This window comes from Cysteiniphilum sp. GTC20157, assembly GCF_055396795.1.
In genome coordinates this window covers 1,695,554-1,721,434 of the sequence record NZ_AP044698.1, presented here as the reverse complement: position 1 = coordinate 1,721,434, position 25,881 = coordinate 1,695,554, and the positions used below count along the sequence as shown (strand labels likewise).

25 protein-coding genes are annotated in these 25,881 nt (G+C 38.9%); 16 read left to right on the top strand and 9 right to left on the bottom strand.

Annotated elements, in window-relative coordinates:
- Positions 1-58 precede the first annotated feature (58 nt).
- Positions 59-2,668: a DNA mismatch repair protein MutS gene (gene mutS, locus ACZ5V8_RS07750; protein ID WP_464217334.1), complete on the bottom strand. Its 2,610-nt coding sequence runs from the start codon at positions 2,666-2,668 to the stop codon at positions 59-61.
- Between the two features lie 169 nt (positions 2,669-2,837).
- Here mutS and ACZ5V8_RS07745 point away from each other — a divergent pair, with 169 nt between their 5' ends.
- Both ACZ5V8_RS07745 and ACZ5V8_RS07740 read left to right on the top strand, forming a co-directional pair.
- Complete coding sequence (locus ACZ5V8_RS07745; protein WP_464217333.1) at positions 2,838-5,009, top strand: AMP-binding protein; 2,172 nt, start codon at positions 2,838-2,840, stop codon at positions 5,007-5,009.
- Between the two features lie 20 nt (positions 5,010-5,029).
- Positions 5,030-6,283: an MFS transporter gene (locus ACZ5V8_RS07740; protein WP_464217332.1), complete on the top strand. Its 1,254-nt coding sequence runs from the start codon at positions 5,030-5,032 to the stop codon at positions 6,281-6,283.
- A gap of 116 nt (positions 6,284-6,399) precedes the next feature.
- On the opposite strand, the gene ACZ5V8_RS07735 is transcribed toward ACZ5V8_RS07740, so the two are convergent.
- The gene (locus tag ACZ5V8_RS07735) at positions 6,400-7,926 is read right to left on the bottom strand and encodes a DHA2 family efflux MFS transporter permease subunit (protein WP_464217331.1); all 1,527 of its coding nucleotides are present in this window, start codon (positions 7,924-7,926) and stop codon (positions 6,400-6,402) included.
- A gap of 144 nt (positions 7,927-8,070) precedes the next feature.
- Between ACZ5V8_RS07735 and ACZ5V8_RS07730 the strand changes: the two genes are divergently transcribed.
- From ACZ5V8_RS07730 to dacB, 4 genes are all read left to right on the top strand, one after another.
- A complete protein-coding gene (locus ACZ5V8_RS07730) occupies positions 8,071-8,826 on the top strand; it encodes an MlaA family lipoprotein (RefSeq protein WP_464217330.1) in 756 nt (251 codons plus the stop codon).
- The gene (locus tag ACZ5V8_RS07725) at positions 8,827-9,405 is read left to right on the top strand and encodes a Maf family protein (RefSeq protein ID WP_464217329.1); all 579 of its coding nucleotides are present in this window, start codon (positions 8,827-8,829) and stop codon (positions 9,403-9,405) included.
- Between the two features lie 142 nt (positions 9,406-9,547).
- Positions 9,548-10,573 carry a lipopolysaccharide heptosyltransferase I gene (gene waaC / locus ACZ5V8_RS07720; protein WP_464217328.1) on the top strand — a complete coding sequence of 342 codons (1,026 nt, stop codon included), beginning with the start codon at positions 9,548-9,550 and terminating at the stop codon, positions 10,571-10,573.
- 29 nt (positions 10,574-10,602) lie between these two features.
- Complete coding sequence (gene dacB / locus ACZ5V8_RS07715; RefSeq protein ID WP_464217327.1) at positions 10,603-11,994, top strand: D-alanyl-D-alanine carboxypeptidase/D-alanyl-D-alanine endopeptidase; 1,392 nt, start codon at positions 10,603-10,605, stop codon at positions 11,992-11,994.
- On the opposite strand, the gene hmpA is transcribed toward dacB, so the two are convergent.
- The gene (gene hmpA / locus ACZ5V8_RS07710; RefSeq protein WP_464217326.1) at positions 11,991-13,202 is read right to left on the bottom strand and encodes an NO-inducible flavohemoprotein; all 1,212 of its coding nucleotides are present in this window, start codon (positions 13,200-13,202) and stop codon (positions 11,991-11,993) included. The two genes, dacB and hmpA, sit on opposite strands and share 4 nt — an antisense overlap.
- A 116-nt stretch (positions 13,203-13,318) precedes the next feature.
- Here hmpA and ACZ5V8_RS07705 point away from each other — a divergent pair, with 116 nt between their 5' ends.
- Entirely contained in the window at positions 13,319-13,717 is a 399-nt protein-coding gene (locus ACZ5V8_RS07705; RefSeq protein ID WP_464217325.1) for an RrF2 family transcriptional regulator, read from the top strand.
- Between the two features lie 21 nt (positions 13,718-13,738).
- On the opposite strand, the gene tsaE is transcribed toward ACZ5V8_RS07705, so the two are convergent.
- Positions 13,739-14,173, bottom strand: coding sequence for a tRNA (adenosine(37)-N6)-threonylcarbamoyltransferase complex ATPase subunit type 1 TsaE (tsaE, locus tag ACZ5V8_RS07700; protein ID WP_464217324.1), 435 nt, complete (start codon positions 14,171-14,173; stop codon positions 13,739-13,741).
- A gap of 143 nt (positions 14,174-14,316) precedes the next feature.
- On the opposite strand from tsaE, the gene ACZ5V8_RS07695 reads away from it, so the two are divergent.
- Positions 14,317-14,643, top strand: a complete 327-nt coding sequence (locus ACZ5V8_RS07695; RefSeq protein WP_440617436.1) for a DUF4286 family protein — start codon at positions 14,317-14,319, stop codon at positions 14,641-14,643.
- Here the strand turns inward: ACZ5V8_RS07695 and ACZ5V8_RS07690 are convergent.
- Together ACZ5V8_RS07690 and accD are read right to left on the bottom strand one after the other, a co-directional pair.
- Entirely contained in the window at positions 14,636-15,856 is a 1,221-nt protein-coding gene (locus ACZ5V8_RS07690) for a bifunctional folylpolyglutamate synthase/dihydrofolate synthase (protein WP_464217323.1), read from the bottom strand. The two genes, ACZ5V8_RS07695 and ACZ5V8_RS07690, sit on opposite strands and share 8 nt — an antisense overlap.
- A gap of 2 nt (positions 15,857-15,858) precedes the next feature.
- A complete protein-coding gene (accD, locus tag ACZ5V8_RS07685; RefSeq protein WP_440617432.1) occupies positions 15,859-16,722 on the bottom strand; it encodes an acetyl-CoA carboxylase, carboxyltransferase subunit beta in 864 nt (287 codons plus the stop codon).
- Positions 16,723-16,861: 139 nt separating this feature from the next.
- On the opposite strand from accD, the gene ACZ5V8_RS07680 reads away from it, so the two are divergent.
- On the top strand, positions 16,862-17,881 hold the full coding sequence (locus ACZ5V8_RS07680) for a tryptophan--tRNA ligase (protein WP_440617431.1): 1,020 nt from the start codon (positions 16,862-16,864) through the stop codon (positions 17,879-17,881).
- Positions 17,882-17,887: 6 nt separating this feature from the next.
- Positions 17,888-18,607 (top strand): adenine nucleotide alpha hydrolase family protein, encoded by a 720-nt coding sequence (locus tag ACZ5V8_RS07675; protein ID WP_464217322.1) that lies wholly within the window; start codon positions 17,888-17,890, stop codon positions 18,605-18,607.
- Between the two features lie 2 nt (positions 18,608-18,609).
- On the opposite strand, the gene ACZ5V8_RS07670 is transcribed toward ACZ5V8_RS07675, so the two are convergent.
- Together ACZ5V8_RS07670 and ACZ5V8_RS07665 are read right to left on the bottom strand one after the other, a co-directional pair.
- A complete protein-coding gene (locus ACZ5V8_RS07670) occupies positions 18,610-20,067 on the bottom strand; it encodes a MetQ/NlpA family ABC transporter substrate-binding protein (RefSeq protein ID WP_464217321.1) in 1,458 nt (485 codons plus the stop codon).
- Positions 20,045-21,097, bottom strand: a complete 1,053-nt coding sequence (locus tag ACZ5V8_RS07665; RefSeq protein WP_440617427.1) for a methionine ABC transporter ATP-binding protein — start codon at positions 21,095-21,097, stop codon at positions 20,045-20,047. The genes ACZ5V8_RS07670 and ACZ5V8_RS07665 overlap by 23 nt, the downstream gene beginning before the upstream one ends.
- Before the next feature lie 195 nt (positions 21,098-21,292).
- On the opposite strand from ACZ5V8_RS07665, the gene ACZ5V8_RS07660 reads away from it, so the two are divergent.
- From ACZ5V8_RS07660 to radA, 6 genes are all read left to right on the top strand, one after another.
- Positions 21,293-21,928, top strand: coding sequence for a LysE family translocator (locus ACZ5V8_RS07660; RefSeq protein WP_440617426.1), 636 nt, complete (start codon positions 21,293-21,295; stop codon positions 21,926-21,928).
- A gap of 98 nt (positions 21,929-22,026) precedes the next feature.
- Positions 22,027-22,353: a type II toxin-antitoxin system RelE/ParE family toxin gene (locus ACZ5V8_RS07655; protein WP_440617424.1), complete on the top strand. Its 327-nt coding sequence runs from the start codon at positions 22,027-22,029 to the stop codon at positions 22,351-22,353.
- Positions 22,350-22,646 carry a hypothetical protein gene (locus ACZ5V8_RS07650; RefSeq protein WP_440617422.1) on the top strand — a complete coding sequence of 99 codons (297 nt, stop codon included), beginning with the start codon at positions 22,350-22,352 and terminating at the stop codon, positions 22,644-22,646. The genes ACZ5V8_RS07655 and ACZ5V8_RS07650 overlap by 4 nt, the downstream gene beginning before the upstream one ends.
- Before the next feature lie 191 nt (positions 22,647-22,837).
- Positions 22,838-23,473: a DedA family protein gene (locus tag ACZ5V8_RS07645; protein WP_440617420.1), complete on the top strand. Its 636-nt coding sequence runs from the start codon at positions 22,838-22,840 to the stop codon at positions 23,471-23,473.
- A 1-nt stretch (position 23,474) separates the two neighbouring features.
- On the top strand, positions 23,475-23,783 hold the full coding sequence (locus tag ACZ5V8_RS07640) for a PilZ domain-containing protein (RefSeq protein WP_464217320.1): 309 nt from the start codon (positions 23,475-23,477) through the stop codon (positions 23,781-23,783).
- Positions 23,784-23,789: 6 nt separating this feature from the next.
- The gene (radA, locus tag ACZ5V8_RS07635; protein WP_464217319.1) at positions 23,790-25,145 is read left to right on the top strand and encodes a DNA repair protein RadA; all 1,356 of its coding nucleotides are present in this window, start codon (positions 23,790-23,792) and stop codon (positions 25,143-25,145) included.
- Between the two features lie 181 nt (positions 25,146-25,326).
- Here the strand turns inward: radA and gloA are convergent, their stop codons facing one another.
- A complete protein-coding gene (gloA, locus tag ACZ5V8_RS07630; protein ID WP_464217318.1) occupies positions 25,327-25,719 on the bottom strand; it encodes a lactoylglutathione lyase in 393 nt (130 codons plus the stop codon).
- Between the last annotated feature and the right edge of the window lie 162 nt (positions 25,720-25,881).

Below are 25,881 nucleotides of genomic sequence, written 5' to 3'. Positions count from 1 at the left end.
CTAATTATCACCTAATACTTGTTTTTAATGTACTGAGCTATTGACCAAAATAACGACTTTAAATCAGTTGTTTTTCTTCAGTCTCAAGTGCTGATTTAAGATCAAAAAGTGTGGTCATCGCTTCAATCGGTGTCAGTTTATTAGGATCAAGTGCTTTGAGTTTTTCGATTACTAGATCATGATTTGTATCATTGCTATTATTATGCTCATGATGATTAGTGAAACTAAAATCTAAGCTTTGCTGAATAGGCGCGTAAGGATCACTATCACGCATCTCTAAGCGTGATAGAATCTTTTTGGCATTTTTTAAGACATCATGAGGCACACCCGCAAGCTTCGCCACTTGAATGCCATAGCTTTTAAGTGCGGCTCCCTGCTTAGCTTGGTGTAAGAAAATAATCGTATCTTTGTATTCCGTCGCTTCAAAATGAATATTCTCTAAAGTAGGGTACTGTGCAGCCAAGTGAGTCAGTTCAAAATAATGTGTGGCAAAGAGTGTATAAGCTTCGATTTTTAACAGCTTTTCAGCGCACGCCATTGCCAATGCTAAGCCATCAAAAGTACTAGTGCCACGTCCAATTTCATCCATTAATACGAGGCTTTTATTTGTGGCATGACGCAAAATATGCGCGCATTCTGTCATCTCCACCATAAAAGTTGAGCGTCCTGAGCTGATATCATCAGATGCGCCAATGCGTGTATAAATCGCATCAATATCACCAATTAACGCACTTTGTGCGGGAACAAAGGCGCCTATATGCGCAAGAAATACGATATGTGCAATTTGACGCATATAGGTCGATTTACCACCCATGTTAGGACCTGTAATGATTTGTAAGTGCTTTTGTTCATCTAAGCGATTACTATTAGCAATAAAGGGTGATTTAGATAAAGCTTCAATCACTAAATGTCGACCATCTCTAATATCCAAAATCTTATCTTTTGATAATTGGGGGCGATTTAACTTTAAGGTGATGGCGCGCTCTGCCAAATTCGTTAAAACGTCAATTTCAGCAATTGCTTTTGCCGTTTGTTGCAAATCTTGGTACACCACAAGAATTTGCTCTAAAATATTCTGATATAGACTTTTCTCATAGGTGAGTGCTTTCTCTGCACTGCTTAGAATCTTATCTTCAAAGGATTTTAGTTCAGGAGTGATATAACGTTCAGCGTTTTTAAGCGTTTGCCGGCGTGTGTAATCAACGGGCAGCTCTACTTTATGTGCCTTAGATATTTCAATATAGTAACCATGCACTTTGTTAAAGCTAACTTTTAACGTATTAATGCCAGTGCGTTCACGCTCTTGTTGCTCCAGTTGAATTAAATAATCACCTGCATGCTGACTAATATTTCTCAATTCATCAAGATGTTGATCAAAACCTTCTTTGATAACCCCTCCGTCACGAATGGTAATCGGTGGTTCATCAACTAATGATTCGCTTAAAAGACCTAGAATTTGTGGTAATAGCGTTAAATGCTTGGCATGTGTGATCAGCAGTGGATCATGCTGACGATTTTCAATCGTTGTTTTTAGACTAGGCAAAATACCCAAAGTGTGTCGCAGTGCGATTAAATCTTTGGGTTTGGCGCTATTTAAAGCAATACGTGAGGCAATACGCTCGATATCTTGCGTCTGCTTAAGCAAAAGTTGGACGTCATCGATGGCGGCTTGCTGAATGAGATCTTGTATCGCATCTTGGCGGCTCTTTAAAACATGATGATCTTTTATCGGTGACTTAAACCATTGTTTTAATAGGCGATTGCCAAGCGCTGTTTGGCATTTGTTGATGATGGCAAAAAGTGTGTGATTACCTTTGCCAGAGAGGCTTGTCTCAAGCTCAAGATTACGTCGGCTTGAGGTATCAATATCTAATAAACTCTCATCAGATTCGATGGTGATGTTGTGTAAATGTTTTGGTGCTGTCTTTTGCGTATTCTCCAGATAATTGAGTAAAGCGCCAGCAGCTGATATCGCTAAAGGTTTTTTATTGAGCTCATCAGTTAAGACATTTTGACCAAAATACTGTTGAATTAATTTTTTAGCACCCATGAGCTGAAATTCCCATTCAGGACGCTTTTGAATAGAGATTTGTTCATTTCTCAGATGAGACTGAACTTCATCGGAGTTAGTCTCAGAAGTCAGTAATTCTTTAGCCTTTAAGCGGTGCACCTGATCATGAAGTGTGTTAGTTTCACGCTTGATTTCAAGCACTTTTAGTTCACCTTGAGTAAACTCCAAATAGGCAATGCCCATACGTGTTTTATTCTCAAAAACTGCCATTAAAATATTGCTATCATTACTCTCAGTAAAGCTCTCTTCAGCAACAGTTGCCGGCGTGATAACACGTACGACTTCGCGCTCGACAGGACCTTTGTTATTAACATCGCCCACTTGTTCACAAATGGCGACACTTAAGCCTTGTTTTATCAGGCGCGATAGATAGTTCTCAGCGGCATGATAGGGCACACCTGCCATGGCAATGGGTTCACCATTTGATTTGCCGCGTGTTGTGAGGCTGATATCAAGAAGCTTAGCGGCTTTTTGCGCATCATCATAAAATAACTCATAAAAATCACCCATGCGATAAAACAAAAGCGTCTCAGGGTATTGAGATTTGATCGTTAAATATTGCTGCATCATTGGGGTGTGTGTGCTTTCAATCAACATGGCGTAGTTATCTAAAAATATCAATGATCAGCATTGTACATGATAATACGATGAGTTTTAATGAGTATTTACGTATGATAAATTCAATAACAGAAACACTGTAAAATGGTGTGTAAGCGTTATATACTCAGATCAGATAAATAAAATCGCCGATGATGAGGTGGCATTAATGTCAATATTGTTAGGGATAATTGCCCTGTTTGTTATAGTTGTTTTGGGTTCATTATATATTTGGCCAAATAAAACCTTGATTGCCGTTATGCAGTTGAAAGAGCGCCAACGTTATATGTGTAACTTTCATCATGTTAACTATGTGCCGAATTTCAAACCGGCAGTGGTTATTAGTAATAATGTTAATTTATTTCTAGCTGTACTGTTACAGCGCATTGCACGTCAAACAGTAACAGTAGTCATGGAGTGCCAAAGTCCGCCGTCGAAACTAGTGGATTATTTACTAAAGAGAACAGGTGTTAAGATTATTCCACAGTCTTTTCTGACGTCATGGGATAAACAGGGTGTTTTGCTAGTGTCTCAAGCGCTTTATGACGATGTGGTAAAGCTCAATAATGAAATTATCCCTATGCAGGTTTGTGGCTTTGAATGCATTAAATATACCCGTGGGCGTAATGTGCCACAGTGGTTGCACCTAAGCTTCTTTGAGCCAATTGGCATTGCACTTGATAAGAAAGCGCTGTCAGATCTTTTAGCAGAGAAGAATATTTATGCTTGGGAGCGTTATATTTCACTGATGCCATCAATTCCGGAGGTATGGATCAAGCAAGCAAAAGCACGTAAGGGCAAAAAAGTGATTGCAGACTCAACAGGTGTTGAGCTAAGCTCTGAGCGTCTGCTTGTTGCAACGCTTGCGCTATCAAAATTACTTGAGCCGATCTTACGTGAACAGGAACGTATTGGTATTTGTTTGCCCCCTAGTGTAGGTGGTGCGATGGCAATGATGAGTGGTTTTGTGTTGGGTAAAACACTGGTTAATTTAAACTATACAGCATCGAAATCAGCGCTTGATGCGGCTATTTCTGAATCCAACATCAAAACGATTATTACTTCAGGTCGCTTTATTGAGCAGTTAAAGAAAAAAGGATTTTTCTTAGAGGAAGTATTTAGTAACTCAAAAATTATTCTGCTAGAAGATCTGCGTCAGCAGTTGGATAAATTTACCTTATTGAAAACTTTATTGCACGTGAAGTTATCATCAGCTGAACATTTGATTAGACATTATGTCACACGAGTTTCCACCGATCATACGGCGGCTATTCTATTTAGTAGTGGTAGCGAAGGTAAACCTAAAGGTGTTGTATTAAGTCACAAAAATATCCTAGGAAATGTCAAACAGTCAATGATTATATTGGGTGCTAAATCAGATGATTCTATTTTAAGTATCTTGCCAATTTTTCATGCCTTTGGTTTGACAGCAACAACCATTTTACCGTTGCTTGAAGGTGTATTTATGGTCTGTCACCCGGACCCTACTGATGCGGCGATGTTGGGTGAGTTAGCAGATAAATATAAGCCAACCATTTTATGTGGCACATCAACCTTCTTTAGAATTTACTCAAAGGCACGTCAGTTGACAGCCGAACAATTCTCATCATTAAACTTCGTTGTTGCCGGTGCTGAGAAGCTTTTGCCTGAAGTCAGAGCCATGTTTGAGAAGAAGTTTGATAAGATTATTTATGAAGGTTATGGCACAACTGAATTGAGTCCCGTGGCAAGTGTCAATCAACCAAATGAAGGCGATAAAATTAATAATAAGATTGGTACTGTCGGCAGTTCGGTTCCTGGCGGGCGTTTTATGATCATTGATCCTGAATCTAAAGAAGAATTATCGATTGGTGAGGCTGGCATGATCACCTTTGGTGGAGTCAATGTCATGGAAGGTTACTTACATAATCCGCAGAAAACAGCTGAAGTGATCTTTAAACGCAATCGCATTCGTTGGTATCAAACAGGAGATAAAGGAAGACTTGATGAAGACGGTTATTTAACTATTTTGGATCGCTACTCACGCTTTGCAAAGCTAGGTGGTGAGATGGTTAGTCTATCTGCGGTTGAAGAGGAGATCATGACGCTTTTGGGTGCCGATAACGAAGAGAATGAAATATTAGCTGTGGCAACACCAGATCAGAAAAAAGGCGAATGTATATCGCTTTTATATACCATGGCAATGGATGCTAGCGATATCAAACAACGAGTAAATAGTGCTAAGATAAATAATTTATTAAAGCCACAAAACTATTTTCAGGTTGATGCTATTCCAAAATTAGGTTCGGGCAAAACTGACTTTAGTGCGGCAAAGCATAAAGTATTAGATCTGTTAAGATAACCATTAAAAATGGAGCAATAATGAAAGCAAGAACATTAACCATTGCGTGGCTTGTGTGGTTGGTTGCAGCAATATTCTATGCGTTGGATTATTTTCAACATACGGCGCCGAGTGTACTATTGGCACCAATTGCGCATTCGCTTAATTTGGATATTAATCAAGTGGTTTCAGTGATGGCAATTTATTTTCCGATTTATGCGATTGCTCAAATACCGGCGGGACTCATGCTTGATCGATTTGGCTGTAAGTGGACATTATCATTATCCTGCCTTGTGATGAGTGTTGGGATTTTGGTATTTATCTGGGATCAATCCCTCAGCATGATGTGGATCGGACGCATACTTATTGCGATTGGTTCAGCTTTTGCTTTCTTAGGTGCGCTTAAAGTGGCATCTGATGTACTGCCCAACAATGTTTTCCCAATTGCAGTAGGATTAACAAATACAATTGGTGTATTAGGCGGCATTTTTGGTCAAGTATTATTAGCTTATTGGATTGAAAAGCTCACTTGGGAGGGCGCGTTATGGTTGATTGGCTATATTGGCGTGATCTTTTCATTGGTGATTTATCTTTGTGTGCGACCACGTGAGTTTGTGACACACAAGACAATCTCAAGGAAGCTCTCAAAAGCGCATTTGTATGTACTAAAGTCTAAAGATCTTTGGTTGATTGCTATTTATGCTGGCATTATGGTCGGTACTGTCGTTAATGCTTTTTCAGAGCTTTATGATGTGGTGTTCTTACAATACACTTATCAGTTTGACGCAACAACTTCAGCGTCGATCAGTGCCATGATTTTTATTGGCATAGCTGTAGGTGGTCCGATACATGGTATTGTTGCTCGCCTGACTAACACAAAGAAAGCATGGATGATTGTGACTAACGTCATGACGATTATTGTCTTTAGTCTTATCGTGTTATTGCCAAACGTGTTTACGATTGGCATGCTCTATGTGCTTTATTTTTTACTGGGCTTTTTTGTCTCAAGTATGCTTTTAGCGTTTGCTGTTGTTGATGATATTTTCCCAAATAAAGTACATGGTACTGTGCTGGCAGTGGTCAATATGACCATTGGCCTATCAGCGGCTCTTTTTCAGCATTTGGTTGATTATATTAGTATGTGGATAAATGGTGGTGATTTAAAAGAAATTCATAACCCAAGTGTTTTTAGCGGTGCTTTTCTTGTGCTTCTGTTGCCACTTTGTTTAAGTTTGCTTTTATTGATATTGACCAATGTTAAAGCGGGATTTGTAATGTTTCCTTTGAAAAAGTAAGCGATGATTATATTTTCTTTAAGTTTTACTGCGTGAGCGTTGGCTGAGCGTTAGTCGAAGCCATTTTCTGCCACTAAAGTTCCCTTTGACTTCGTCCAAGTGTCGATTACTATTCTTTAATGATCCATGCTAAGGCCTGTATTAGCCGGCTTGCTTAGTAGTAAAATAAAAGGGATTGAAATCGCAAGCAATAAATAAGACAAGTAAGCGACATCGTTAAAGGCAATAATGTTTGCCTGCGTGTTGATCGTCTGCGCGATTACACCTAGTGCTGTTGGGTCTTGTGCATGCCAGCCGGTGCTTTGTAGCCAAGTTTGATAATTTGGGTTAGCAGGGTTGATGTGCTTTATCATACTATGCCAAGCGACTTGTGCTTGTTGGCTTAGTACGGTAATCATCACAGATGTGCCAACAGATGTGCCTAAATTTCTAAAAAAGCTAAACATCCCACTGCCTTCTGCAAGATCTTGAGGTCGCAAAGTTTGTAACGCCATTGTTGACACTGGTACGAAGAAGAAACCCATGCCAATGCCTTGGATAATACCAGGATAAGTTAAATTCCACTGATCACTCATTAGTGGAATTTGACCATATAGATAGTTTCCGTAAGCGGTAAAAATGATGCCCAATAAAATGATAATGCGTAAATCAATACGTTTAGCCAAAGGGGCGATTAGCATCATCGCCGCGGCGGCGGCAATACCGCGAGGCATCATAAGCTCTCCAGACAGAGCAGCTGAGTAATGCATAAAGCCTTGCATAATAAGGGGTTGGACGGTCATCAGTCCAAATATGCCTGCAGTGTATAGGACTAATAAAATACAGGAAGCCGCATAATTACGATCTTTAAATAAATGAAGATTTAAAATATTCTTAGGGTTGAACCAACCGCGAATAATAAAAATTAGACCAGTGACAACCCAAAATATTAGCATCGCAAGAATGAAATGTGATGATAACCAACCATCGTTATTGCCGCGATCAAGAAAGATTTGTAAGGCGGCAATGGTTAATGCCATAAGCCCAAGTCCAACCCAGTCGATATTAAGTTTTTCGCGTTTTGTCTCACGAATAAACATAAATGCCATGACGATTGCAATAAGGCACACAGGGACATTGATATAAAAGATCCAACGCCAGTTAATCCAGTCCGTAATATAGCCACCTAACGTGGGTCCCAATACAGGCGCTGCCATAATGCCAACGCCCCAGACTGCCATGGCTTTGACTTGTTCCTTTGGCGGAAAGGTGTCACGTAAGACATATTGTGATAAAGGGACTAAAGAGGCGCCAAAGATTCCTTGCATAATCCTAAAAAACACCATCTCGCTAAGAGAACTTGATAAACCGCATAGCATAGAGAATATCAAGAAGCCAATGATATTAATTAAAAGTAGTCGCCTGCGACCAATGGTGCGCACGAAAAAACCGGTCAGTGGCATGCAAATCGCAGAAGATACGATATAAGAAGTAACCACCCAGGAAATTTCTTCAGTGCTTGCGCCAAGAGAGCCCGCCATATCGGGTAGCGCGACGTTGACAATGGTTGTGTCAATAATCTCAATCATTGCCGCGAGCATTACGGTAATCGTAATTAACCATTTGGCTGTAGGAGAGATTGTCTGTTGTGTGGTTTGCGTCATTGGTACTAGCTTAAATCAAAAATCAGGCTTTATTGTAAAGTGCTTTAAATCTATTGTATAGCGGGAAATTCGATGACAGAAATATTGTAAGATAGTTTGTGATCAGTATATACTTGCCTGCAACAGGAAAAAACTATATGAAAAATGAAATATAAAGTAATTGTTCTTTTGGCAGTCGTCGCTTTAAGCGGTTGTGCTACTCAGCAGAATCGGGATCCTTGGGAGGGTTATAACCGTGCGGTCTTTAAATTTAACCAAGTGACTTATGATTATGCACTCATTCCCATGGCAAAAGGTTATGACTATGTGGTTCCTGATCCTGTCCAACTTGGCATTGATAATACTTACAATAATATTCTAGAGCCTGGACGCATTGCAAATGACTTGTTGCAATGGAATTTTGACTATGTATGGCGCGATACTGCGCGTTTTGTTGCTAATACCATTTTTGGCGTGTTTGGTTTGTTTGATGTTGCTAAAAATATGGGGTTGCCACGTCGAGTACAAAACTTTGGTTTCACTATGGCGAAATGGGGCTATCGTTACTCACCTTATTTCGTTGTGCCAATTTTAGGACCTAATACCTTTGGTGGTTCAGCAGGGGATCTTGTTGATACTGTCTTTAACCCGCTAAGTTATAGCGCTGTGACACCTCCAATTGTAAGCTGGAGTGCTTACGGTGTGTATAAGGCCAATGAGGGTGTTCAATACTTATCTTTATATGAAAAATTAATGAATAGCTCAATTGACCCGTATGTTGCGGCACGCAATGCTTATTTACAAAACTATGATTATAACTTGGATAAAACTTTGCAGATTAAAGCAAAAAGCAATGCAAAAACTCAAGCTTTTGATAGTGATGTAGAGGTTTTAGATATCCTTGATCAATCGAGTAACTAGATGATTTATTTAGCATCCCAATCACCAAGGCGGGCAGAATTGCTGCAGCGTGAATCCATCGAGTTTAGCCAGTTTGCTGTAGATATTGATGAGTCCTCTTTAGTCGGTGAGAAACCACTGGTATATTTGGAGCGAATTGTTAAGACCAAGCTTAAAGCCGCGTTAAAGGTGAAGTCATTAGACATACCTGTTTTAGTTGCTGATACCATTGTCGTCATTGATGAAGAAATACTGCAAAAACCGATAAATTTTAATGTTTTTTGTGACTATATGTATAAGTTGAGTGGATGTTGGCATGAGGTCATTACTGGCTTTGCTGTAGGTGATGGCGAGTCAGTACACTATGAGTATAGAATAAGCGATGTGCTGTTTGCGCAATTAACTGATGCACAGATAAAAGCTTATTGGCAGACGAATGAGCCGCAAGATAAAGCTGGCGGTTATGCCATTCAAGGTCTTGGGCAACGCTTTGTCAAAGAGGTAAAAGGTGACTTTGACAATGTCGTTGGCTTGCCGGTTAATGAAGTTAAAAAGGTCTTAGCTAAATTTGACTATCCGCGAGACAAAATAATGGATTAGGCAATCCAATTTTTATTTTGGTAACTTTTAGTTTGATTCAATTCGATGGAAAATGTTTTAACTTGTGCCCATAGCATTGTCGTTTAAAAATCATTAGAATATCGGCGTCAATAATAAAACAGATGATGATTGATAAAAGTTAATGAAAAGATGTTTAATTGTGAAAACATCATCGTTAGGTGATGTGCTGCATACGCTACCAGCGTTAACAGAAGCCAAAAAGCAAATGCCTGAGATTGAGTTTGACTGGGTGGTTGAAAAGGCTTTTGCTGAGATTCCTAAGTGGCATCCAGCTGTGAATGAAGTGCTAGAAGTGGAAGTGCGTAAATGGCGTAAGAATATATTTAAGCACTTTGCTGAAATTCGTGCGTTTAAAAAGAAATTAAAATCAAAGCGATATGACTATGTTATCGATGCACAAGGCTTGTTAAAGAGTGCATGGATTACCAAAGGGGCTAAAGGTGTCAAATATGGCTTAGATAAGCACTCAGCGCGCGAACCTGCTGCAAGCTTCTTTTATCAACATAAGATATCGATAGCCAAGGGACAGCACGCGATTTTGCGCGTTAAAGCATTGTTTGCTAAGGTCTTTAACTATGTTGTTTCCGATGAAATCAATTATGGTATTTCTTACCAATGGCATAAACAAAATACGCAAAAAAAACATAAGCAAGTGGTCTTCTTACATGCGACAACGTGGTCTAGTAAACACTGGTCGCTTGCGCATTGGCAGCAACTGGTAAAGCTATTAGCAGATGATGGTATCAAAGTGCTCTTACCATGGGGCAATGATAATGAAAAACATCAAGCGCATGAGATAGCACAGAATCATCAAAATGCAGTGGTTCTTGATAAAATGAGTTTAACACAATTAGCTGAGCTTTTTAGTCAAAGTGATGCTGTTGTTTCTGTTGACACCGGGTTGTCTCATTTGGCAGCGGCTTGTGATGCGCCTGTGATTGGTATGTATGGCTCAACCTCAGCCAAGTTAACGGGTGCTATTGGCAAACAAGTGACACACGTGTCATCTAAGTTAACCTGCTCACCTTGCTTAAAGAAGGTTTGCCCGATTACTAAAGATGTTTTCGCGCCATGTGAGGTGGCAATCTCTGCTGAGTCAATTTACGAGCGCCTAAATGTTTGGTTGAAGTCAGATTCATTGGCATAGATTATTATAAAAGCATAAGGAGCATGCGTATGCGTGTGATATTAACAACGATTTTATCAGTTGCAGTAATAAGTTTAAGTTTTGCTAATGCACAACTTGATAAAGCACTAACTGCAGCGATTAACGCTAACCATTTAGAAAGTGCACTGGTTGCAGTGAAAGTGGTTAATGCAAAAGATGGTAAGACGTTGTTAGCATTCAATAATCAAAAAAACATGATGCCTGCCAGTAACACCAAGCTTTTGACAGCGGCAGCTACATTGCTTAAGTTGGGGCGAGAGTATCAATATAAAACGAAGCTTTATTATGATTGCAAAGGTCAAAAAGATAAAAAAACCATTGAAAATTTGTATATTGATTTATCAGGTGATCCAAGTTTGACATCTGAAGCATTGAAAATGTTGCTTCAGGGTCTTGTGCAGCATAATATTAAATCCATAGCAGGAAATATTTATCTCATTAATCAACAATTTCAAGGACGCAATTATCCGATTAATCAAAGTCAAAGTGACAGTGTATTTGGCTTTGGTGCGCAAAGCTCGGCATATACGTTAAATGAAAATCAAGTAGTTTTAAAACTTGAAGCAAAAGATAATCATTTCAAAGTGCATGAACTAGGTGGTGAGAGAATTAGTTATGACAATAAGCTGTTAGCCGCTAGCGATAGTATGCTAAAAACATGCCAGTTTGATGCAAGCATGACTGAACAAAACAAGCTTATGTTAGCGGGTTGTTTACCAAAAGGGGATTTTACCTTTAAATTTGCCATTGCTAACCCTAAAAAATTATTTGAAGAAGTATTGCAACAGCAACTTAAAGAACTAGGTATTAGCCTTAAAGGTAGCATCAAAGAGATTAATGGTAAGCCTGCTAAACTTAAACTGATCAGTTTGCATAACTCGCCTAACTTGTCTGCTTTGCTGAAACATATGCTTGAGCTTTCTGATAATCTTTATGCGCAAAGTCTGTTACGAACATTGGGATATAAGGTTTTTCAAGCAGGCAGTATTGTCAGTGGTAAAAATGCAATGCTTGAGATTTTGCATAAACAGCTTGCACTCAATACGGATAACATTCAATTGGAAGATGGCGCAGGCATGTCAGAAAATGACTTATTAAATGCTGATTTTATCGTCGATATGCTTTATAAAATGCAGTCGCAAAAAAGCTTTAATATTTTCAAAATGTCACTCCCAGTCTATGGTCAGTCAGGCACTTTAAAATGGCGCAGTGATAAAGATTTAATAGGCAAGGTTTTTGCTAAAACAGGCTCAGGAACAACGTCTTCAGCGTTATCTGGTTATATCAAAGCGCAGGATGGTCAACAGTATATATTTTCAATATTGATCACTAATTTATTGGAGTCACAGAAAAAACAAGCATATCACTTTCAAGATGATATATTACAAGCTTTGTTTTAGGTGTTTTCTAAGACCTCTTCTGGACCAAAAAATTCATAGTTAATATGCTCAGGCTTTATTTTCCAGTTTTTTAGAATCTGATAGGTGTGTTGCATAAAGCCATGTGGTCCACAGAAGTAATAATCGCACTCTTTGGTTGGTAATATCTCATCTAACCAATCTTGTGTTACATAGCCATGGCGATGTACTCGCATATGTTGTATGTCCTCATTTTGCGGTAAGCTATAGCAGTAAAAAACAGCTAAGTTAGGCATTTTATTGGCAATGTCGTCAATTTCATGGGCTAAAATCTGCGACTGACTGTTTTGAGTTGCATGGATAAAGTACACTGGCTGTGTTGTACCAGATTGATGTAGAAAATTAAGCATATTAAGCATAGGCGTAATGCCAACACCTGCTGAAATTAACACAATGGGTTTAGCTGTTTCTTGTGGCTTTAGTAGAAAACTGCCCGTTGGTGCACTGATGGCAATTTCATCCTGTTCATTGATATGCTGATGTAGGAAATTCGATACAATCCCCGGATGTGAGGCGTTGCGTTGTTCTTTTTTAACAGTTATCCGATAAGCGTTTTCATCGGCAGCAGATAAGCTGTATTGACGCATCATCTGACCATGCAGCGGATGGTTGATTTTTACTGTGATATATTGCCCAGCTAAGGCGGGAGATAGGTGCTTGCCATCTTGAGGCTTAAGATAAAAAGAAGTTACCTCACTAGTTTCAGCAACTTTTTGATCAATAATAAAAGACTTGAACCCTTGCCATGTACCTGTTTGATTTGCTTGCTTGGCATATAATTCACTTTCTTTTTGTATCAATAAATCAGCTAAAAAGCCATAAGCTTCAGCCCATGCATTTAGTACTTCATCCCCCGGATTTAAAACTTCAGTGATCGCTGCAATAAGGTATTTGGCAATGATTGGGTAGTGTTCTGGCTTAACATGGTTGGCAACATGCTTGGTAACCATTATATCAACGGCTTGTGACAAGACAGTAAGATTGTCGATATTCTGTGCATAGGCATAAACCGCATTAGCTAAAGCTTTAGGTTGTGCACCTGAGCGTTGATGTGATTGATTAAAGAGCATTTTGATCTTAGGTTCATTGGCAAAGAGGTTTTTATACATGGTTTGAGTGATTTCAAGACCTTTCTCAGCTAAGATTGGCGCGGTTGATTTAACGATGTTAATAGTTTGTTGAGATAGCATATATGCTCCTTTTTTGACATGTGAAGTTAAATATGTGATAAATATACATATTTACAAATATGCATGTCAAAAGCATATTAGCAAAAGTTTAATAAAAGTTGAGAAAGATCAATAATATGCAATTAACGAGCTTTACGGATTATTCATTACGCACTTTGGTTTACTTAGCTATGCACCAACAACGGCTATGTACAGCAAAAGAAGTCGCTGAATTTTACCAGATCTCACAAAACCATATGGTTAAGATCGTACATAATCTAGCAAAACTGGGTGTTATCAACTCATCAAAAGGTAAAGGTGGAGGCATTGCCTTAGCTCAGGCACCTAAAGAGATTAATATTGGTGAATTAATCGCTAAATTGGAACCAAATTTTTATATGGCGGAGTGTTTTAATCAGTCACTTAAAAACTGTGTTTTATTACCTGACTGTAAGTTAAAGGGCGTTTTAGGTAATGCGCTTCAAGCATTCTTTAATGAGTTAAATCAACATACGTTAGCGGATGTTATAAAATAGCGTCCCCTGCAATGTAGAATATTAACCTGAAATGGTGATAGCGCGTCCAGTATTGGCATATTGAATGTAAATTTCTTTTGTTGGGCGTGGCAAGAAATCTCCCCCTTTTTGCGGCCATTCGATCAGTGATATCGTGTCATTAGTGAAGTAATCACGAATGCCAATCCACTCAAGCTCCTCAGGGTCACTCAAACGATATAGGTCAAAGTGCTGGAGCGTGATGCCGTTAATGGGGTAGGTTTCAACAAGTGTATAAGTCGGGCTCTTGACACTTCCAGTAAAACCCAATCCTTGTAAAATGCCTTTGGTTAAAGTCGTCTTGCCCGCACCTAAGTCGCCATGAAGATAGATTACATCGCCCTTGTTTAAACCTTGACTAATTTGTTTGCCAAGCTTAAGCATTTCAAGTTCATTTTCAATAATATGCTGTTTGGCTTTGCTTTGCTCTATCGTCATAGTGTTTAAATGGCTCAATATTAATTGTATGGCATTATGCGCCAGCTATTTAAAAGCTGCAATAAACGCACTGAGTTATTTTAAACATTAAGATGAAAGTGTTACCATTTGTCTACCATTTGTTGGTGATTTAAGGATTCAGAGTGATTAAATATGAAGTAACACTTTATGTTAGTAAGGAAATTTATACTGTATTTTTTCAATGGTTAAAGCATCATGCTGCCGAGATGTTGAAATATAAAGGATTTATCAGTGCAAAATTGTATCAGCAACTTGAGTGTGAAGATAATAACAAGGTATTCGTTGCCTGTTATAAACTTGAAACGCTAGAACATTTAAATGACTATTTGAAAAATCATGCACAGGCTATGCGTGAAGACGGCGTACGAAGGTTTGGAGATAAATTTAGCGCAACAAGACGAGTTTTAGCTTTAGAAGAAGCGTTAATTACTCATGCCCCACTTATTTAAAGGAGATGATTTTGTCATGGTATTTGTTGAGCTCACCAATTAATACAAAAGACCCAAAAACAATAACAAGATCATCAGTATGCGCATTTGCTGTGATGTAATCAAATGCAGCAAAAGCGTTATCAAAGAACATACTATTACTTGGAAAGAGTGTCTTTTTATAGCCATTAGTTAATGGCGTAAAGCGCGGATCAATTGTGTTTAAATCAGGAATAAGCCAGTGATCGATCAGATCATGTCCGCATTGTAGGATGTTTACTATATCTTTATGTTGATTGGCGCTAAAAATAGCAAGCACGCGTGTTTTAGGTGTTTGTGTTAATAAGGATTTAATCTGATTGAAAAAGTGTTCTACAGCCTGTGGGTTATGCGCAACATCGGCAATGATTAGTGGTTTATATTGGATTGTCTGAAAGCGCCCAGCAATGCGATAAGCCGCTAAGTCATTAGGTAGTAAGAGCTTGCTGTCTAAGTGCTCAATGGCAGTTAATGCACAGTTAATGCTATTAGGATGAATAAAAGCATTATTTATATTCGAGTTATGCTCAGCGTAGATAACTTTAGCATTTATTTGAGTTAAGTAGCCCAAGGCATTTTTAGGAAGATTGTTACCAAGAATGATTGGTTTATGTGCTCTGGCAATATGTACTTTTTCAAGTGCGATTTCTTCTATTGTGTTACCAAGCATTTCACAATGATCTAATGCAACAGTGGTAATGATGGCAATATCTGCATCAAATAGATTGGCAGGATCCAATCTGCCGCCAACACCAACCTCAAGAATTACCCATTGTGGTTTTCGAGCTTGAATATAAATCCATGTGCTGACAAAGCTAATAAAGTGATAATGCAGTTTGATTTCAAGTTTTAAACATAGTGCATAAATTTGTTGTAAGTAATCCAGTAGGTCGTGATCATTAATGGGTTGTTGGTTGTAACTGATGCGCTCGTTAAAAAAACGAATATGTGGTGAGGTATGACACATATGATCAACAGCGTTATGCTGCAAAATATGTGACAAAATGGCAACGGTTGAGCCTTTGCCATTGGTGCCTGTTATGGTCATAATATGTGGCACATAGCTGATATTTAAGTGTTTAAAAAAAAGCCTTAAATCATTGAGTGTTGCTTGCGGAAAATCCAAAGAAGTAATTTGATCAATAGTTTGTTCAATGCGATGATAAAATTGAGCACCTAAAACCCAGTTGCGCACGCTTAACCTGCATGTGTATGCTGCGTTGGCAGCAATTTATCCAACAGTTGAGCAATATCTTGTGGTAAGTGATGACGGTGAACAATGCGATCAACCATGCCTTTTTCAAGCAAGAATTCACTGCGTTGGAAGCCTTCAGGCAGTTTCTCACGCACGGTTTGCTCGATGACTCGGGGACCGGCAAAACCAATGAGTGCATTAGGCTCAGCAATATGGATATCACCAAGCATTGCCAAAGAGGCAGAAACGCCACCAGTGGTTGGATCAGTTAATACGACGATATATGGCAGCTTATGTGCGGCTAATTTGGCAAGGGCTGCACTTGTTTTTGCCATTTGCATTAATGAAAAAAGTGACTCTTGCATGCGCGCACCACCGCTGGCAGTAAAGCAAATAAGTGGTTGTTTCTTTTCAATGGCAAGATCAACAGCACGTACAAATTTCTCACCAACAACGGAACCCATCGAACCGCCTAAGAAGCTAAAATCAAAAATAGCAGCAACAGCAGCTTTACCTTGAACTAAACCTTCAAACACTAAAAGGGCATCATTCTCTTTGGTTTTCTTTTGTGCTGCAGATAAGCGATCTTTATAGGATTTAGTGTCTTTGAATTTTAAAACATCTTTGGGTTTAACCTCATTGAAATACTCAACGGCAGTATCTTTATCAAAAAAATAGCTGGCACGTTGACGTGCATTTAGACGCATATGATGTTCGCAGTTAGAGCAAACGAGCATGTTTTCAACCAAATCGGGTAAATATAAAACGGCATTACAAGAAGGGCACTTGTGCCATACGCCTTCAGGCAACTCTTTCTTTTGTGAATCTGAGCCTAATTGTGGAATAATTTTCGTTAGCCAACTCATGGTGTGGTTTATTACCTTGATGCTTACACATAACGCATCATTTTATACTACAGTCATGCGAATTTACCAGTGTTTATTTAGTTTGAGGGTGGTTTTCTGTTACACTAGTGCCTCATTTTAGTATTTAGTTATAGAAAATATGAATAAAGCAAATAATCAATCAAAAAAGATCGTTCTAACAGGTATTACGCCATCAGGTACGCCGCATATTGGTAATTATATTGGTGCGATTAAACCTGCCCTTGAGATGGCAAAAAATCCTCAGTTTAATGCCTACTTTTTTATTGCCGATTATCACTCGCTCATTAAATTATGGGATAGTAAATTAAGACAGCAATATATCTATGAAATTGCAGCCACTTGGTTAGCTTTGGGGCTTGATCCGGAGCAAGTCATGTTTTATCGGCAGTCAGATATTCCTGAGATTATGGAGCTTAATTGGATTCTCACGTCAGTGACTGCCAAGGGGCTTTTAAATCGTGCGCATGCCTATAAGGCAGCAGTAGATACCAATATTGCTGAAGGTGAAACAGATGAAGAAGCAGGGATTACCATGGGGCTTTTCAATTACCCAATGTTGATGGCAGCGGATATTATTATGTTTAATGCGGATTTGGTGCCTGTTGGTAAAGACCAGATTCAGCATATTGAAATCGCGCGTGATATTGCTAATCGTTTAAACCATATCTATAAGTGCAATTTGCTTAAGGCACCGCAAGCAATGGTTGATCAAGAAACGCAAACCATTCCAGGTTTGGATGGGCGCAAGATGTCCAAAAGTTATAACAATACGATTCAGTTATTTGCACCAAGCAAGCAGTTAAGAAAACAAGTGATGAAGATCGTGACCAATTCACAATTGCCTGAAGAGCCAAAAGACACAACAGCGTGTACGGTGTTTGCATTGTATAAGCATTTTGCCAATGAATCTGAAGTGCTAGCATTAGCAGAACGTTATAAACAAGGTATTGGTTGGGGTGAGGCCAAACAAACATTATTTGAGAAGATGGATGAAGTATTGACGCCAATGCGCGAGAAGTATGACTATTTTTTAGCGAATAAGCATATTATTGATGAGCATTTAGCGCATGGTGCTAACAAAGCGCGTATTGAGGCAAAACAGTTACTGGACAAACTTAAGCAACAAATTGGTATGTGACTTACGATGCATTGTATTATTGCAAACTTTGGTGATGATAGTATTGCACTGATTCAGCATGCGTATGAGCTTGGGTTGGAAGATGTCGTTGTCTTGTCCGTTGATACCGGTTGGCAGGCGAGTGCCTGGCAAGCGCGTGTTGATAGCGCAAGGTCATGGGTTCAATCACTAGGCTTTCAATCAGTTCATTTGAAACCTGAGCATGATTTTAGCGCGCTTGTTAAAGCACGCAAGCAATTTCCATCACAACAGTTTCATTGGTGCGCAGGCTTTCTAAAGGGTATGGCAATTTTAAACTGGCTTGAGACGCATGATGAAGATCTTGAAGCCGTTGTGCTATTAGCAAATCGTCGCACGATGAGCAAAGCGCAAGCTGATTTGCCCGATGGCATTCTTGAATCTGAACGTTATGATGATCGAGAAGTACGTTATCTATTAGCTGATTGCGATGAAGATAGGCGTAATAGATTAATTGCTAAAACACCCTTTAAAATACCATTAAATCATCGATCCCTCGAGTGTCAGCCATGCATCCATTTAACTAAAAGAGATGTTGTCACTTTGTCAGCAGACGATATCAAACGCACGCTTGATCTCGAGCATGAGATTGAGCAGCCGATGTTTGATAAAAACTTTGTTGAGTATTTAAAGATGCTAGAAAAAAGCACAAACTATTATGATGAGTTTGCCAAGACTTGTAGTTGGGATTATGGCTGCGGGTTATAGTTTTACCATGCAGGAATTGCGGCATCATCAGGGTATAATTTCTCAGCAAGCTTTGCTACTTGTGGTGATTGATACGCTTTGACAAATTTTAGTAATAATGGATTATTTTTGTCATTATCGCGAACAACAATAATATTGGCAAAAGGAGAGTCTTTTGGCTCAACAAACAAGGCTTGTTTTAAGGTCAGATGTGCTTTAGGTAAAAAGTCATTATTAATCACTGCAAGGGTGACGCTATCTAGATTGTTAGGAATCTGATCTGCTTGTAGTGGAATGATTTGTAATTTAAGTGGATTATTAACGATGTCGTTTAATGTTGCCTTCCAAGTGACACCTGATTTTAATTTTATTAAACCAGCATCAGCCAAAATCATCAAAGCGCGCCCACGATTGGTGGGATCATTTGGAATGGCAACTTTGGCACCAATTGGTGTTTCTTTAAGTGATTTAACTTTAGTTGAGAAAATCCCCATCGGATAAATAAATGTCTTACCAATTTCCATGATTTTGTAGCCAAATTCTTTGATTTGGTTTTCTAAAAATGGAATATGTTGGAAAACATTGGCATCAATGTCGCCATTATTAAGTGCGCGATTCGGTAGATTATAATCACCAAAGGAAACAAGTTTAACATTAAGACCGTATTCATCTTTGGCAACTTCCTGCGCCATTTGCATGATTTTTTGTTGTTCAGGCGATTGGGTATAACCGACGGTAATCATGTTGGTATTTTGACTTGCTTGATAAGTGTTATACGCTACTTGCGCTGCGGATCCTGCCACCAAAATAACGACTAATGCCCAAATGCTGGTGATTTTTTTGCTGCCACTTAAATACTTACCATAGGATTGGCATAGTTGTACTAAGATGATTAACAATACAACGCCACCGTAAAGTAGGAAGTAGTTGCCGTTATTATAGCCTTGGAAGTAGGTGAGATCACCAAGACCGCCACCGCCAACGATGCCTGCCATGGCTGAATAGCCAATAAGTCCTATGGTGGTTAAGGTCGCAGCGTCAACCAATAGCGTTTTAGCTTCAGGTAGCAATACCTTAAAGATAATCTGCCATTTCGAGGCACCCATGGCATTAGCAGCTTCAATCAAGCCCTTGTCAACTTCTGAGATTGCCGATTCCGCAAGACGTGCGTAGAAAGGTAAAGCAGCAATAGCAAGAGGGACAATCGACGCCGTTGTACCGATGGTTGTGCCCACGAGAATCTTGGTTAGCGGATAAAGTAAAATGAGCAAGATAATATAAGGAATAGATCGGGTGACATTGACAATGAAGCCGACGACCTGATTAAAAAGTCGTATGCCAAGATTCTTTTGATTGTGAGATAGGTGGAGTAGTACACCTAAGATCAAACCACCAATAACCGCAATAACCGTTGCGATAAATACCATGTAAATGGTTTGCCATGTGGCAAGCGCTAGATTAGAAAGCATCGATTGCAGCATAACCGATCACCTCAATTTTGATTTGTTGTTGATGTAGAAAGCTTAATGCTTTTTCCCAGTATTCTTTTTCGCCAAGCATATGACAAATGGTGACCCCAACTGATTGTGCTTGAATGCGTTCAATGTTAGCTTGGATAATATTGCAAGCCACTTTGAATTTGCTGTTAAGCTCAGCAATAACCGGAGTGGTAATGCTGTCACCCAAAAAAGTCATTTTAATGACAGGGGTCAGATGTGGTGCTGCATATGGATCTTTATGCAATTTATCTTTTATTTCATCCGGTAGGTTTAAATGCATGCTTTTTTCAGTAAAGCTTTTGGCAATGGCTGTTTTTGGATTTAAAAATAGCTCAGTGACGGTTCCTGTTTCTTGAATCAATCCATCATCGATAATCGCCACCTGATCACATATTTTGCGAATCACATCCATCTCATGGGTGATCAAAATAATCGTCAGATTCAGTTTGTGATTAAGCTCTTTTAAGAGCTGCAATATCTGATCAGTGGTTTCAGGATCAAGAGCAGAGGTTGCCTCATCACACAGCAAAGCCACAGGGTTGCAAGCTAAGGCACGTGCGATAGCGACACGCTGCTTTTGTCCGCCACTTAATTCATCAGGATAGGCTTGTGCTTTTTGCTCCAATCCAACGAGGTTCAATAGCTCATTGACTTTAGTTTGGATTTTGGCTTTGCTGGCATGTTGTAACTCCAGCGGGAAAGCAATGTTATCAAATACCGTACGCGATGATAGTAAGTTAAAATGCTGGAAAATCATGCCGATTTTCTGGCGCGCCTTTCTTAGCTTGTCTTGTGAAAGCTTGGTAATATCTTCATCATTAATAAAAATATGACCTTCCGTTGGCTGTTCCAACAGGTTAATGCAGCGAATAAGCGTACTTTTGCCGGCGCCACTTTTGCCGATAATGCCAAAAATCTCACCATCTTTAATCGAAAGGTTGATATCCTTTAGGGCAATATGGCGAGTATGCTTTGATAGATACTCTTTTTTGAGGTTCTGAATCTCAATCATATTATTGTTTCCACTCTTTAAGTGCAGTAATGCATCAGAAAAAATATAGTAACAATATTTTCTATTGCTCGTAAATCACTTTGCGTAAGTTTCAGTGATTCAATTTAAACTGATGAAAAATAAATTCTTTGATTCGCTTTTAAAGCCCATGTGATAGAATTTTAGCTCTATTCTCTATCATAATGAGTTATTATAATGTTAGTTGCTGCTTTATTAAGTTTACTATTATTGCAATTGTTAGGATTGATGTTGCCAGGGCCTGATTTTTTTATGGTGCTTAGATCATCGATTCGTTATGGACGAAACCCTGCGGTCCTTGTCGCATTGGGTATTGCGACAGGGGTGCTATTTTATGCCACCCTTGTGGTGCTATTATTGGATTATCTGAGTGATAACTTCTTGATTATTGTACATTGGATTGCCTTGTTTGGAGGGTGTTATTTATTGTATATTGCTTATAATTGTTTCAAAGCATCTAAAGGTAAGCATTCATTAGATGCAAATACAGGTGAGATGGTTAAAATATCAAAACATCACCTATGGCTAACCGGTTTTTTGTGCAATTTATCTAACCCTAAAGTGATTGTATTCTTTGTCAGTTTATTGCCACTGTTTGTTTTGAAATCTTCAGCACTTTGGTATCACTTAAGCATATTGGTTGTGATGTTTTTAAGTACGTGGGCTTGGTTTAGTTTTGTTGCTTATGTCATGGGTTCACAGCGCGTTAGAAATGTTTTTGTTAAACACATGGCAAAGCTTGAAATAGTATTCTCAGTGGTTTTAACGATTTTTGCGCTATTTCTTATTTACTCATTTATCGGTGGCTTTTAGGTTCTGTTGCAAACTCATCCGCCTAAAAACATTTGCAACTTGACGATATGCCCATTTTAGGGTATTTTGTGGAAATATAATCAGAAGATAAGATTAACGTGTACGAATTAATTTTACTAAAAGACGCTGAGGAATGGCTTTTTAATTTGCCACTAGATCAGCAAGACGAAATGCTTATTTTGATTCGTATGCTTAGAAAATTAGGTTATGAATTGCAACAGCCTTTTACAAAATCCTTAACAGGTACAAAAGAAAAAATAAAAGAGCTACGTTGTAGACGTTTTGGCAACCGTCTTTATTACATGCATCACAACAATCAAATTTATGTTGGTTTACTTGGTGGTAATAAAGGAAGTCAAAAGCAGAATATTAAGAAAGCAGATAAACAAGCTAAAAAGATTAAAAAAGGTGAGGTTGATTTATGAGAAGCATAGACCAAATAATGCAAGAGAGATTAACAGCAAAGCAAATCAATAGCATAAATAAAGAAGCAGACAAACGCATAGACGAATATTTATTATTGAAGCAGTCAATTGCTAATGAGCTAAATAATTATATCGAAAGCAATCACTTAACTTTTAATGATGTCAAAAAGGGATTAGACACAAGTACATCACAAACGCAAAGAATTTTAAAAGGTGAATCTGGTTTCACATTAGAAACATTAATCAAAGTTGGTCGCTTTCTTGGAAAAAGTCCACGCATTATTTTTGAATAAAAAAATTGAAATAGTACAAGCAAAGTATTTAAGTTCTGTCGCAAACTCAATTGTTGATTGAGTGGTTATATTTAAACTTTAAAATTGGGTAATAGCCAATTTACATTTTGCAATATCTGCTGTTGATGAGATAAGATGTGGTGCCATTGGCTATGGCGTAACACAAATGGTAAAAAATTAATGAGGTATGCATGTCACCAGAACATATTGCACTAATTCAACAATGGGGCTATTGGCTTATGTTTGGTGCGGCAATTATCGAAGGTGAAACCTTTTTAATACTAGGTGGCGTAGCTGCTGCGGCGGGCATGCTTGATTTAGGTTGGATTATTATTCTATCAATTATTGGTTGTTTGATTCATGATTGCTTTTTATTTTACTTGGGGCGCTATGTTGGTCCTAAGATTTTAAAGCGTAAACCCAATTGGCAACCGAAGATTGATCGCATTAGTTTGATGATCGATAAATATAACTTCTGGTTGATTCTGGGTTTTCGCTTTGCTTATGGCTTAAGAACGATTATCCCCTTTGCTTTAGGCATGAGCAAGATTAGTAATGTTAAGTTTATGATTTTTGATACCATTGGTGCCATTGTCTGGGTGTTGGTGTTTTTATTAGCAGGGTATTACTTTGGTAATGCACTTGAGATTATCTTGCACAAACTCTCACTCACACATTTAGTTAAAGAGTATTGGCATATTTCAATTATCGTTTTATTCTTGGTTATATTCACGGTGAGCTTTTTAGTGGTAAGGCTAAGAAAAAGGCGGGCGCGTAAGAAGCAAGAAAAGCAAAGTAAGCAATTAAACCTCGATATGGAAGTATAATATGGCAGTAGTTGAAATTACCCTAGAATCAAAGCAAGCAGCATTAGAAAGTTACTTACCCTTTGTTAAGCAAGGCGCTTTAACTGTTTATCATAATAATGCGCTTAATTTTGGGCAAGAGACCGAGCTGGTGGTGCGTCTGCCTGAATTAAAACAAGAGTTAACTTGTCAATCAAAAGTGATTTGGATCTCGGCAGATGACTATCAAAATGACAAAAAATATGGCTTTCAGTTATTAGGAGATGACGGTTTTGAAGTCAATCAAATACTTGAGAATTATTTGGTTGGCATGATAAAGCATGATGAGTAGATAAGTATGGCAAAACCAAAATCAAGCTATGTCTGCCAATCTTGCGGTGCAATATCACCAAAGTGGCAAGGGCAATGCCCTGATTGCTTAGAGTGGAATACGCTCGTTGAGACTCAAATACGTGCCGTTAAATCAACGATAGGTAAAGTAGGATATGCTGCCACTGAAGCGAAAGTGCAAAAGCTCAATGAGGTGGCGCTAGCAGATTATCCGCGCATTCATAGTCCATTTGATGAATTTGATCGGGTGATGGGTGGTGGTATTGTACCAGGATCAGTAACCTTAATCGGTGGTGATCCAGGTATTGGTAAATCATCGATTTTATTGCAGATTATGACGGTATTGTCTCAAACACATAATGCATTATATATCACAGGGGAAGAATCACTAGAGCAAGTGGCACTGCGCGCGCAACGTATGCAGTTGCCCAATGATAAATTGTTGTTGATGAGTGAAACTAATGTTGAAGCAATTTGTCAGTATATTGAGACACATCGACCGCAATTAGTCGTTGTTGACTCGATTCAAACGATGCAGATTGAGGTCTTACAATCAGCTGCTGGAGGTGTTGCCCAAGTGCGGGAATCAGCCAGCTTGTTAACGCAAACGGCCAAACGCTTAAATTGTGCCATTTTCTTGGTGGGACATGTGACCAAATCCGGTGAAGTTGCGGGTCCTAGGGTGCTTGAACATATCGTTGACAGTGTGATCTTTATCGAAGGGCAAACCGATGGGCGTTATCGTATGGTCAGGGCGATGAAAAATCGCTTTGGTGCGGTAAATGAACTCGGTGTTTTTGCGATGACCGATAAGGGCATGCGTGAGGTTAAAAATCCATCAGCAATCTTTCTTAATCGTGCGGAAGATGATATTTCAGGCAGTGTGATTATTGCGATATGGGAGGGCACACGCCCAATACTCGTTGAAGTTCAGGCATTGGTTAGTGAAAATGGCTATGCCCAGCCTAAGCGTTTAGCTTTGGGACTTGACCCTAATCGCTTAGCGATGCTATTGGCAATTATGCAGCGCCATTTAAGTGTGCAACTGAATGATCATGATGTGTTTATCAATATCGTTGGTGGTATTAAGGTTAATGAGACGAGTATTGATTTGGCGATTATCGCGGTGATTCTCTCAAGCTTATATAACCGCTCCATTCCGAAAGACTGGATTATCTTAGGTGAAGTAGGGCTATCAGGTGAGATTCGTGCTATCCCCTATGGGCAGGAACGTCTAAGTGAAGCGCAAAAGCATGGTTTTAAGCAAGCGATTGTGCCGCAAGGCAATATGCCCAAAAAGGAGATTGGCATTCAAGTACAAGCCATTAAAAAGCTTGAGGAGTTAAAAGCATTGCTTTTATGATAAATAACTAAGACTAAATATTCACCCACAAGTGCTGACCGTACCCTGAGCGTAAGTCGAAGCGACGCACTGAGCATCAGTCGAAGTGGGTGAGCTTGGAAAATCACACTTTATAGAGGCTTCGACTTACGCTCAGCGAACGCTTACACAATCAAAGTGGGTTGGAACTAAATGGTAGAGCTTAGCGGATTTTCTTGTTAATCAGTTCAATCTGATAACCATTAGGGTCTTTGACAAAGGCGATGACACTGGTGCCACCTTTGACGGGACCTGCTTCTCGCGTGACTATTCCACCTTGTTGTTTAATTGCTTCACAGCTTTGATAAACATCATCGACCTCAATGCACAGATGTCCAAAAGCATTACCGTGATCGTAACTATCAGTATCCCAATTATAAGTAAGTTCAATGGCGGTAACGGCATTGGTGTCATTGCCATACCCCATGAAAGCTAATGTATAGCGATAAGCCTCGTTATCCATCTTTTTAAGTAAATTCATGCCAAAAATATTTTGATAAAAATGAATGGATTCCTCGAGATTATTAACACGAATCATAATGTGAGCTAAGCGCATAGTGATATCCTTTGTTTTTTAGTATTCAGTGAAACTAAAAATATTAATTCTTTATGGTTGTAAGATAAATAAAAATATATCATAAGTTTTGAGTGTGTTTGAAAGTATCACTTGTGCTATGATTCTTATTTAAAGACTTAATGATGAGTCAAAGTAGAGAAC

Coding starts and splice junctions, on each gene's coding strand:
- mutS (WP_464217334.1), bottom strand. CDS start 2,668: ATGTTGATTGAAAGCACACACACCCCAATGATGCAGCAATATTTAACG.
- ACZ5V8_RS07745 (WP_464217333.1), top strand. CDS start 2,838: ATGTCAATATTGTTAGGGATAATTGCCCTGTTTGTTATAGTTGTTTTG.
- ACZ5V8_RS07740 (WP_464217332.1), top strand. CDS start 5,030: ATGAAAGCAAGAACATTAACCATTGCGTGGCTTGTGTGGTTGGTTGCA.
- ACZ5V8_RS07735 (WP_464217331.1), bottom strand. CDS start 7,926: ATGACGCAAACCACACAACAGACAATCTCTCCTACAGCCAAATGGTTA.
- ACZ5V8_RS07730 (WP_464217330.1), top strand. CDS start 8,071: ATGAAATATAAAGTAATTGTTCTTTTGGCAGTCGTCGCTTTAAGCGGT.
- ACZ5V8_RS07725 (WP_464217329.1), top strand. CDS start 8,827: ATGATTTATTTAGCATCCCAATCACCAAGGCGGGCAGAATTGCTGCAG.
- waaC (WP_464217328.1), top strand. CDS start 9,548: ATGAAAAGATGTTTAATTGTGAAAACATCATCGTTAGGTGATGTGCTG.
- dacB (WP_464217327.1), top strand. CDS start 10,603: ATGCGTGTGATATTAACAACGATTTTATCAGTTGCAGTAATAAGTTTA.
- hmpA (WP_464217326.1), bottom strand. CDS start 13,202: ATGCTATCTCAACAAACTATTAACATCGTTAAATCAACCGCGCCAATC.
- ACZ5V8_RS07705 (WP_464217325.1), top strand. CDS start 13,319: ATGCAATTAACGAGCTTTACGGATTATTCATTACGCACTTTGGTTTAC.
- tsaE (WP_464217324.1), bottom strand. CDS start 14,173: ATGACGATAGAGCAAAGCAAAGCCAAACAGCATATTATTGAAAATGAA.
- accD (WP_440617432.1), bottom strand. CDS start 16,722: ATGAGTTGGCTAACGAAAATTATTCCACAATTAGGCTCAGATTCACAA.
- ACZ5V8_RS07680 (WP_440617431.1), top strand. CDS start 16,862: ATGAATAAAGCAAATAATCAATCAAAAAAGATCGTTCTAACAGGTATT.
- ACZ5V8_RS07675 (WP_464217322.1), top strand. CDS start 17,888: ATGCATTGTATTATTGCAAACTTTGGTGATGATAGTATTGCACTGATT.
- ACZ5V8_RS07670 (WP_464217321.1), bottom strand. CDS start 20,067: ATGCTGCAATCGATGCTTTCTAATCTAGCGCTTGCCACATGGCAAACC.
- ACZ5V8_RS07665 (WP_440617427.1), bottom strand. CDS start 21,097: ATGATTGAGATTCAGAACCTCAAAAAAGAGTATCTATCAAAGCATACT.
- ACZ5V8_RS07660 (WP_440617426.1), top strand. CDS start 21,293: ATGTTAGTTGCTGCTTTATTAAGTTTACTATTATTGCAATTGTTAGGA.
- ACZ5V8_RS07650 (WP_440617422.1), top strand. CDS start 22,350: ATGAGAAGCATAGACCAAATAATGCAAGAGAGATTAACAGCAAAGCAA.
- ACZ5V8_RS07645 (WP_440617420.1), top strand. CDS start 22,838: ATGTCACCAGAACATATTGCACTAATTCAACAATGGGGCTATTGGCTT.
- ACZ5V8_RS07640 (WP_464217320.1), top strand. CDS start 23,475: ATGGCAGTAGTTGAAATTACCCTAGAATCAAAGCAAGCAGCATTAGAA.
- radA (WP_464217319.1), top strand. CDS start 23,790: ATGGCAAAACCAAAATCAAGCTATGTCTGCCAATCTTGCGGTGCAATA.
- gloA (WP_464217318.1), bottom strand. CDS start 25,719: ATGCGCTTAGCTCACATTATGATTCGTGTTAATAATCTCGAGGAATCC.